Below are 10,210 nucleotides of genomic sequence, written 5' to 3'. Positions count from 1 at the left end.
TTGAAGTGCTGCTTAAAACATTACAGCATTTTAAGGTAAAGTGCTTTTTCAGTGATGACTGGGGCAGCTACACGAAATATATTCCTGAGAGATATCATGAGATAGGGAAGCGAAATACACAAAAGATTGAGCGTAAGTTTCTAACCTTTAGGACAAGGATTAAAAGGCTTGCTAGAAAGAGCATTTGTTTTTCAAAAAGTGAGTTTATGCATGATACTGTGATTGGTCTTTACATCAACCGAGTCGAATGGGGAAGAAACATATAAAAGACAAAGGGAAACACCACCAACCATTGGATTTAAAATATTCTTCTGTGACAGATTAAACCATATATTAGGGGTTAAGGTAGATTAAACCAGTTAGCGCAACAAAACACTTTTTATTTACACCTTCAAAAAAATCAGGATTAGATAATAGTTAACGCGATTATCATCAAAACTAAAACGATCATTAGGTGCAACCATAAAACACATTTTTTTGCTCGCCTAACACCAAGGCGTGGAATTAACTTTTTGACCAAAGGCGTATACCAAAACACAATGCGCGTTGTTTTATTCCCTTGTTTCATCATGTGATAATAGCGAGTACAAATTTCCCTTGGAAATTGATATCTAACCGATGCACGATATAACATTCTGGCATAACGAGAGCTTGGATTGATCTCAGTATTATACATATTCTGTGAAACAAATGCCTGAATCTGAACTGCATTACCACTTTGATCATAAGCAACTAAATGATCAAGATGATAACTCTCTTCATGACCGGAAATTGAGCGCCAATCTTCATCGCTTAATGTCGTCACAACGCCCCAAGCAGTGGCAGATTCTTTAGGAAAAAGCACAGCGAAACTTGGCTCCAAAAAACTTGAGGACCCTCTAAGTCGCATCTCAACCGCATAATCCTTAATATAGGCAGCGCAGCCATTTTTGAGTACTTTCGGGCTCATCATTAATGCGCCATAAACAAAGTAGTTTTTCATATCGGGTGACTGTACCTGTATCTGTATTTTTTAGATAATATTAACATCCTTGTTATTATCATTTCCTATGCAGGTGATTTTTCTTCAGCCAATGCATCAATGATCTGATTTAAGGTATTACTTGGTCTCATGGCCTTAGCAACCTTTTGCGCTAGAGGATGATAATAACCGCCGATATCCACACTTCTCCCTTGCGCATTATTAAGCTCAGATACAATCAATGTTTCGTTATTTTTAAGCGCATCTGCAACCGCGCTAAACTCACGCTTTAATGCCAAATCATCATTTTGCGCTGCCAATGCTTCTGCCCAGTAGAGTGCTAAGTAAAAATGGCTTCCACGATTATCAAGCTCTCCAACTTTACGAGAAGGTGATTTATTCATATCCAAAAACTTACTATTTGCTTGATCTAAAGCTTTTGCCAACACTTCCACTGATTTATTCTGTGTTTTATTGGCTAAATCTTCAAGCGAGGCACCAAGTGCTAAAAACTCACCCAAAGAGTCCCATCTTAAGTGGTTTTCATTGACAAGTTGTTGCACATGCTTAGGCGCTGAACCTCCAGCACCTGTTTCATATAGCCCACCACCTGCAAGCAGCGGAACAATCGATAACATTTTCGCACTTGTTCCAAGCTCTAAAATTGGAAATAAGTCTGTTAAGTAATCACGAAGTACATTCCCTGTTGCAGCAATGATATCTTTGCCTTGTTTAATTGTTTTCAAAGACACTTTAACCGCTTCTACAGGCGATTGAATAGAAATATCAAGAGCTTGTGTATCATAGTCTTTCAGATACTTCTCTACTTTATTAATCACGTTTCTATCATGCGCACGCGCGGAATCGAGCCAAAAGATAACCGGTGTTTGTGTCACCCGAGCTCTATGAACAGCAAGCTTTACCCAATCTCTAATTGCAATATCTTTAGTCTGACACATCCGCCAAATATCACCTTTTTCAACTTCCATTGAAATAAGCGTATTGCCTTCACTATCAACCACATTAATCACACCGTCTGCTTCAATCTCAAAGGTCTTATCATGTGATCCGTACTCTTCTGCTTTTTTAGCCATCAAACCAACATTGGCAACACTACCCATTGTTGTTGGATCAAACGCGCCATGTTCTTTACAGAAATTAATCGTTTCTTGATATACGCCAGCATATGAGCGATCTGGAATCATTGCTAAAGTATCATGAAGTTTGCCATCTTTGCCCCACATTTTACCCGATGCACGAATAGCAGCTGGCATCGATGCATCGATAATAACATCATTCGGAACATGTAAGTTGGTAATTCCCTTATCAGAATCAACCATTGCAAGTTCAGCCTGTGCTGTATAAAGCTGATTTAAATCCGTCTCTATTTCTTGTTGTTCTGATTGAGGCAAAGATTTGATTTTAGCATAAACATCCCCAATGCCATTATTTGGGTTTACGCCCAGTTTTTTAAATGTCTCAGCATATTTTGTAAACACTGGCTTATAATATACTTTGACCGCATGACCAAACATAATAGGATCAGATACTTTCATCATTGTGGCTTTCAAATGTAAAGATAAAAGCACACCCTCTTTTTCTGCTTCTTTCATCGACGCTTCAAAAAAACGCTCCAATGCTTTTGCACTCATTTTTGAGGCATCAATCACTTCATCTTTCACAAGCGCTAAGTCTTTTTTCAAAATCTGTTTTTTATTCTCTTTAGTCGTAAGCTCAATACTCACTTTAGTATCATCTTGAACCACTACTGATTTTTCATTGGCATAAAAATCATTATCACTCATATGCGCAACACGACTTTTAGAGTCTTTTTGCCATGCGCCCATACTGTGTGGATGTTTCTTTGCATATTCCTTCACTGCCTTTGCAACACGTCTATCTGAGTTGCCTTCTCTTAAAACTGGATTTACCGCGCTACCTAATACTTTTGCATAGCGTGCTTTGATTTCTTTTTGTTCTTCTGTTGTGGCCTCTGAAGGATAATCAGGAATAGCATAGCCTTGATCTTGTAACTCTTTAATCGCCGCTTGCAACTGTGGAATAGACGCACTGATATTTGGCAATTTAATAATGTTTGCCTCTGGCGTTTTTGCCAATTCACCCAATTCAGCCAAATCATCCGTTTGCTTTTGATCCGCAGTTAAATACTCAGGGAAATGTGCCAAGATCCTTGCTGCAAGTGAAATATCCTTTGTAGTCACTTCAACACCAGCTGAGCGAGTAAAAGCTTGAATAATGGGTAATAATGAGTAAGTTGCCAAAAAAGGCGCTTCATCCGTATAGGTATATATCAGCTTGTTTGATGTCATGACATAGATCCTTAAGTTTAATTGTGTTAATGTAAATTTATATCGCCAATATACTAGCAAAATATATGCCTGTAGTATAACGAATGTTTGACTGAATAGAATATCTTGATATAATTTTTGACATATAATCTTTGGAAGCCTAAAAATATACCACTCAATATAGCATTTTTCAGTTTTAAACAAATTAATTTAAACCGATCAGCTTGTAGCGTAGTGCTTGCTTATGGTATAAAATAGCAACAAAGGTATCGACCACTGGCACCTGAGCCTTGAAAGTCCAAAATGATTCCAACCCTCAGCATGTCAACAATTTTAATAACATAACGGAGTGATAACAAATATGGCACGACCAGGCCTTAGTTATGATGATATTGTCAATGCAATCAATACTTTAATTGCATCTGGAAACAAACCAACTATTAACAGCATTCGAGAGACGATCGGCCGAGGAAGCCCGACAACTATCAGTAAGTTTTTCAAACAATGGAAAGATGCTCAAGAAGGACAACCAACACCACAAGTAGAAACACAACCTCAAGCAGAGCTAGAGATTGATATTCAACTTCCGGAAAAAGAGCCAGAGCAAAAACCTGTCTCTTTTGAAGCTAAAGTTGAAAATAAAGCCCCTCGCCCTCAAAATACACCTTCTAGTGACCTTAATGATCCTATCATTCAAGCACTTATCTCAAGCTCTGAGAGCTTCAGCAATGATATCTTGATGAGCATGTCAGATGAGTGGGATGTTATTTTAAATGAAAGTGACACTGAAATTAAAGTCAGAAAGCTCTATGCTGCACTTGTTAAAGAGCAAACACGAAGAGAGACCGCTGAGAAAATAGCCAAAGAAGCGAAAGTTTATGCAGATGTCATCAAAGAGCAAACCACGCAAAGAATATCTGACTTACGCGATTCACTTGAAAGTCAAATTGCATTTTTAAATGGTCAAATTCGCCAATTAAAACGTGAATCTGAAACGCATCTTGAGTATTACCGTACACAACTTGAAAAAGCAAACCTTGCTATCGCTGCACTTAAAAAGCAATAACATCAACTTGCAAGCAAGGGACTGACATATATGCACTCTGATAATAAAGCAGGCATTAATAAACTTGGCACTGCTAATACACAATCTCAATTAAAAATCATGCTACTTGGCTCAGGGGAGCTTGGCAAAGAATTCATTATAGAAGCTCAGCGCCTTGGCATTTTTACTATTGCAGTGGATCATTACCAACATGCCCCAGCCATGCAAGTTGCCCATCAATATTACGTGCTTGATATGCAAAACGCTGAGGCACTTTATGCATTAATTAATAAAGAGCAACCAGATTTTATCGTGCCTGAAGTGGAAGCGATTGCAACTGATGTACTGATCAAACTTGAAAATGAAGGCTTTAACATTATTCCATCTGCTAGGGCAACAAAACTAACGATGGATCGCCAAGGCATAAGGTCACTTGCTGCTGAGAAGTTAGGGTTAAAAACCTCTCCCTATCAGTTTGCCAACAATTTTGATGAGTATGTTAATGCCGTTGAGCACATCGGCATTCCTTGTGTGATTAAACCTATTATGAGCTCCTCTGGGAAAGGGCAAAGCATTCTAAAAGACCCATCCAATATAAAAAAAGCTTGGGAGTATGCTAAGTCAGGCTCTCGAGGATTAGGCGATCAAGTAATCGTTGAGAGATTTATTCCTTTTGACTATGAAATCACTTTACTCACTGTTCGCCACAAGGATGGGACGTATTTTTGCCCACCTATTGGTCATATTCAAGAACAAGGTGATTATCGACTTTCTTGGCAGCCACACCCCCTAAAAGAAGAAACGCTTTTAGCCTGCCAACATATTGCCAAGAGCATTACTAATGAGCTCGGTGGTTTTGGTGTGTTTGGCGTTGAGTTATTTATTCAAAATGATGAAGTCTACTTTAATGAGCTTTCGCCAAGACCGCATGACACCGGTATGGTAACAATGATTTCGCAGAACCTCTCTGAGTTTGCGCTACATTTAAGAGCGATACTTGGACTCCCTATTCATCAGATCCACTTACGAGATCCATCTGCTTCTGCGGCACTTCGCTTAAATGGAGAGTCTTATAATCCTGTATTTAACGGTATTTCTGATGCTCTATCAGAACCTGACACAGAGCTTCGCCTGTTTGGAAAACCTTCCATTCAAAAAGAGCGTAGAATGGGTGTGATTCTCTGTAGCGCCAAAACCTTAGATGAAGCAAAAGAAAAAGCACAGCGCGCAGCAAAAAAAATCACCTTAATTGAATAACCTGACACCCTTTTTGTAAAACTGAGTGCACTACTTTGATTTTCTGTTGAGCTTTCCTAATAAACCTTTTGGAAAATAATAGCGCTTAAGCCCAACTGTTTGACGGATGTCATTTACCATCTCAGGTGCCAGTTCCTCTGATTTCCCAGCACTTAACCATCGTGGCAAATTAACTTGACCATAGCGCACACGCGTTAAGCGGCTCACTGTTAAACCAACTGCTTCAAAAATACGTCTTACTTCTCTATTTTTTCCCTCTGATAGACTGACATGATACCAACTATTTCTGCCCTCACCTCCAGAAAAACGAACTGAATTGAATTTGGCAAAACCATCTTCTAGCTCCACACCTTCTTTTAGCTTTGCGAGCACTTCATCGGTCACCTCCCCAAACACTCTTACTGCATATTCACGTTCTACTTCATAAGAAGGGTGCATAAGACGATTGGCAAGCTCACCATCAGTTGTAAACAGCAAAAGCCCTGTCGTATTAATATCTAAACGCCCGATCATTACCCAGCGCCCTCTATTCAAACGAGGCAAAGCATCGAAAACTGTTTTGCGCTTTTCAGGATCTGAATTTGTGCAAATTTCCCCTTCCGGCTTGTTATAAATAATAATTCTTGGCCTTGATAAAGTGACTGCTTGATTTTTAAGTGGCTTACCATCAACAATAATCTTATCATCTAATGATGCTCTATCACCAATTGTTGCGACCTTACCATTCACTACAACACGACCTTGTGTGATTTTTTCTTCCATTTTCCTACGAGAGCCAAGCCCTGCCTGCGCAAGTAGCTTTTGCAGTTTATCCTTGGGCTTTTGATCACTTTTTCTATTTGCTCGATGGCTATTTTTATTCGTATGCATAAATATTTACTTCTTAGAACTACTGCGGGAACTTTACCCCATTTTCACTCATTCGCCAAGCAAAGTGTTTATATACACCTGATTTTCCCTGCTCAATCAACCGATCAATTCCTTCTCGGTCAATATTAAAATTAGTCCCTTCCACCTCCAAAGTATCCACAAAAATCACCCTTTGCCAATTATTTGGATCAAGGTGTCTTTTTAAGGATCCTTCAGAGTAAAAGCGCATAAATTCACGTGTGAAATCAAAAATATTACTGATTTTTTTATACTCTCTTGGTTCTCTTCGCCCTTTAAGCGGGTCATTCTTGGGGTCTAAGCGAAAGCCCAAGGTTTCAACATTAAAACAAATATTTTTCCCTTCTGTTTTCTTTGGCGTAATATTAAGCTCATTTGAAACATATTTTCGTTGATCAAACAGCTCTAACGGGCAGTTCCACGATAGCCCTCCATCAACAAGAATATCCTCTTCTTTACCATTTTTTCGCTTAATCGCTTTAAAAAACATTGGAATTGCCGTTGAAATACGTATTGCTTCAGTGAGTGACATATCTGGTGTACTCTCAGCACTATAAACTTCCGCACACGCATGAGAAAGATTGGTTCCAGTAATGTATAAATCTTTTCCTGTTCTGGCTTTTAACATGCTGAAACTGATCTCACCATCCCCTGTTTTTTTCTCAATCAGCGCCCTCATATACTCAACAAATGCATCACCTTTATACCAGCCATAGTCAGTTAGTAATCTGGTAGAGTTACTTAAAAAATTGCGACTGGCATCGGTGAACTCCGCATAGTTAATATTCCTGACGATTTCTTCAATTTCTTTTGCATTGTAGCCAACTGCAAGGAAAATCGCATAGATCCCTCCGGCTGAAGTGCCTGCATAACGATGGATGTTCTCCAACACGCCCAAAGATTCAAGTGCTGTAATGGCTCCACTATAGGCGATTCCCCTGACTCCTGCGCCTTCAAATACAAGGTTTCGAAATGCTCTGATATTTAGCTCATCGATATATTGATTAATAAAATAATTCACACGAGTTGACGCTTGCAAAGCTGGATAGCGCGAGCTACTTTCAAGTGGCTTGATTTTCGCACGAAAAAAAAGCTGATAGAAATCATCTACTTTCGCTTTTTTATATGAAGGCCAATCAACTGATCTTAAGACAACTGTTTTCACCTTGATCTGTGTGCGAGCACTTTTAAGTCTTGGTAAGTTAAGTTTTGCAAGTAAATAATCTTTTAAGACAAAAAACCGTGGAAAATATAGATTATTATTGCCCTTTTCACTCAAATAAGCTTTATTGACAAAAAAGAAGCGATATAAAAAAGACACTGGCGCTTTCATATACCAAGGAATATCATGCACAGGCTCATATCTTTCAGGATTGATCAGCAATAACTTATCAATCAATTTTTGATTTCTATCTGCAAGCAATAATGCAATAAGCGCACCAAATCCATCTGCAACGACAATCACATGACGCAAAGAAAAATGATCTATAATACTTTTAACATCTAACATTTGCTCATGCAAAGCGTAATCTTTTGCACTCTTACTCATCGCACTTTGACCATGACCTAAAAGATCATATGCAATAATATTATAGCGATTTGAAAACTCCCTAAACTGCAACTGATAATTAATGGCGCTGCCACCTAAGTTATGAATAAATAGTAAGGTTTTTTTATTTTGACTTATTTCATTATGATAAACACAAAGCACCCTATCTTTTCGAACGGCTTTTTTTGTTATCGATAATATCATGCAAACTCTCCATTAAGCATTTTGATAATCCTTTGAATTTAATAATAATCGAAGGGTTGCTGCTTCATTATTTCGCCCTAAATGCTGGAGTATGTTCATTTTAAGTGTTAATGCTTCTTTGGTGTTACCTGCCCGCGTGATATATTCATTTACCATACTAAGCGCTTGAGTATAATTTCCTTCTTTCTCATTAATGACGGCAAGCTCCCAGTAGGCATAGGAGCTACTAATGCCTTGATTAATTGCTCGCTCAAACATCTTCTTAGCAGCATCTTCTTTATGTTGCACCAATAAACACTGGCCGTATAGTGTGAATGTTTCAGCTAAATTAACATTCCTAGGGAGCAGGATTGATTTTTGATACAGCATCTCAGCGGCACGATACTGCTGTCTGGCTTCACATAAGAACTGTGCGTAGAAGTTATACGCTTGATAGTCTTTTGGCGCCATGCTAAGCGCTTTTTTAAAAAACGGCTCTGCAATATCATTCATCCCCAAGGTTTGATAATACAAGCCTTCGGCATAATAAATCTCAGGAATATCCGCATCTTGCGATTTCGCCTTTAATAGCTTCTCCTTTGCTCGATCAAGCATTCCACGTTGTGTATATACAATTGCAAGTTTCGCATTTAATACCGCTGCCTTTTGATAGTTGACAACAGGAGCCTCAGGAATGTTGGCTTCTTGCTTTTTATTGGTAGATGAACAAGCAGTTAATAGCACTAGAGTGCTTAGAGTAAATAATAAATAACAGCTAGTTAACTTTGACTTCCACTTCCTTCTTTGCTTCATACTGTTCACTTAGCTTTTTCTGATATCTTGCCTGCCTTTTAGTACGATCTTGCACAGAACCAACAAGTTGACCACATGCAGCATCAATATCATCACCTCTTGTTTTTCTAATCGTAGCAACAAATCCCTCTGCCATCAAATATTGTTGGAAGCGATGAATGCGATTATTGGAAGGTTTTTGATAAGGTGTGCCAGGATAAGGATTAAATGGAATTAAATTGATCTTACTTGGCACATTTTTCACTCTTAGCAAATCCACCAATTCTTTGGCCTGCTCTATGCCATCATTTACCTCATTCATTAATGTATATTCAAAGGTAATTTCTTTTTGAGGACCTTTTTCAGCATACAATTTACACACTTCCATAAGCGCATCGATATTATATTTTCGATTAATTGGCACCAACTCATCTCTCAGTGCATCATTTGGTGCATGCAGTGACACAGCCAATGACACATCTGACTGCTCTAAAAGATCATATATTCTTGGCACAACACCAGAGGTACTCAATGTCACACGGCGTTTTGACAGTCCATAACCAAAATCATCCATCATAATATCCATGGCTTTAACCACATGATCAAAGTTCATTAAAGGCTCACCCATTCCCATCATAACGACATTCGTTACCATGCGATCATGTGCGCCATCTTCTTTTGATAAAGCTCTCACAGCAACCCAAACCTGTCCGATCACTTCAGCTACTGACAAATTTCGATTAAAGCCCTGCTTTCCCGTTGAGCAAAAACTGCAATTTAACGTGCAACCTACTTGTGAAGAGATACACAATGTACCCCGATTCCCCTCTGGAATATAAACTGTCTCAACACAATTAGCACCAGCAACTTCAATCAGCCACTTATGCGTCCCATCTGAGGAGGGTTTACTAAATACAACCTTGGGTGAAAGCACCTCAGCAACACTTGCAAGCTTTGCACGCAGCGACTTGCTTAGATCGCTCATTTGATCAAAATCAACCATGCCTTTTTGATGTATCCATTTAAACACTTGGCGCGCACGAAAAGGCTTCTCTCCGATGCTTGAAAAATAGCTCTCCATATCAGAAAGGTTAAAATTCATTAAATTAACCGCACTTATCGTGCCTGTGCTGTTTTTTTCACTTATATTATGCTGCATGCTTTATCTCTAAAAATCAGTATTCTTATTTTTTATCTTTATTCAGACTACTTTATCAACCACAAGC

General features: G+C 38.7%; 9 protein-coding genes. 3 read left to right on the top strand and 6 right to left on the bottom strand.

Features of this window, described 5'->3' with window-relative positions:
• Positions 1–266, top strand: a 266-nt coding sequence (locus A37Q_RS16080) for an IS1 family transposase (RefSeq protein WP_018298909.1), incomplete at its 5' end; no start/stop codon positions are given.
• A gap of 140 nt (positions 267–406) precedes the next feature.
• Here A37Q_RS16080 and A37Q_RS0103605 read toward each other — a convergent pair.
• Together A37Q_RS0103605 and A37Q_RS0103600 are read right to left on the bottom strand one after the other, a co-directional pair.
• Positions 407–982: a gamma-glutamylcyclotransferase family protein gene (locus A37Q_RS0103605; RefSeq protein WP_018298908.1), complete on the bottom strand. Its 576-nt coding sequence runs from the start codon at positions 980–982 to the stop codon at positions 407–409.
• Positions 983–1,047: 65 nt separating this feature from the next.
• Entirely contained in the window at positions 1,048–3,291 is a 2,244-nt protein-coding gene (locus A37Q_RS0103600) for an NADP-dependent isocitrate dehydrogenase (protein WP_018298907.1), read from the bottom strand.
• Positions 3,292–3,631: 340 nt separating this feature from the next.
• Here A37Q_RS0103600 and A37Q_RS16075 point away from each other — a divergent pair, with 340 nt between their 5' ends.
• Complete coding sequence (locus A37Q_RS16075; protein ID WP_018298906.1) at positions 3,632–4,336, top strand: DNA-binding protein; 705 nt, start codon at positions 3,632–3,634, stop codon at positions 4,334–4,336.
• 30 nt (positions 4,337–4,366) lie between these two features.
• A complete protein-coding gene (purT, locus tag A37Q_RS0103590) occupies positions 4,367–5,572 on the top strand; it encodes a formate-dependent phosphoribosylglycinamide formyltransferase (protein WP_018298905.1) in 1,206 nt (401 codons plus the stop codon).
• A 30-nt stretch (positions 5,573–5,602) separates the two neighbouring features.
• Here the strand turns inward: purT and rluB are convergent, their stop codons facing one another.
• From rluB to rlmN, 4 genes are read right to left on the bottom strand one after another with little or no spacing between them, the layout of a single operon-like run.
• On the bottom strand, positions 5,603–6,442 hold the full coding sequence (rluB, locus tag A37Q_RS0103585; RefSeq protein ID WP_018298904.1) for a 23S rRNA pseudouridine(2605) synthase RluB: 840 nt from the start codon (positions 6,440–6,442) through the stop codon (positions 5,603–5,605).
• A gap of 19 nt (positions 6,443–6,461) precedes the next feature.
• Positions 6,462–8,213 carry an alpha/beta fold hydrolase gene (locus A37Q_RS0103580; RefSeq protein WP_018298903.1) on the bottom strand — a complete coding sequence of 584 codons (1,752 nt, stop codon included), beginning with the start codon at positions 8,211–8,213 and terminating at the stop codon, positions 6,462–6,464.
• Between the two features lie 12 nt (positions 8,214–8,225).
• Positions 8,226–9,005: a hypothetical protein gene (locus A37Q_RS0103575; protein WP_018298902.1), complete on the bottom strand. Its 780-nt coding sequence runs from the start codon at positions 9,003–9,005 to the stop codon at positions 8,226–8,228.
• Positions 8,968–10,143, bottom strand: coding sequence for a dual-specificity RNA methyltransferase RlmN (rlmN, locus tag A37Q_RS14545; protein WP_018298901.1), 1,176 nt, complete (start codon positions 10,141–10,143; stop codon positions 8,968–8,970). Before rlmN ends, A37Q_RS0103575 begins: the two co-directional genes overlap by 38 nt.
• Positions 10,144–10,210: the final 67 nt, after the last annotated feature.

It is taken from the genome of Fangia hongkongensis FSC776 = DSM 21703, assembly GCF_000379445.1.
GTDB classification, from domain to species: Bacteria; Pseudomonadota; Gammaproteobacteria; order Francisellales; family Francisellaceae; genus Fangia; species Fangia hongkongensis.
Note: the sequence above shows the minus strand (reverse complement) of the source record. Positions and strands in the feature narration are given on the sequence as shown.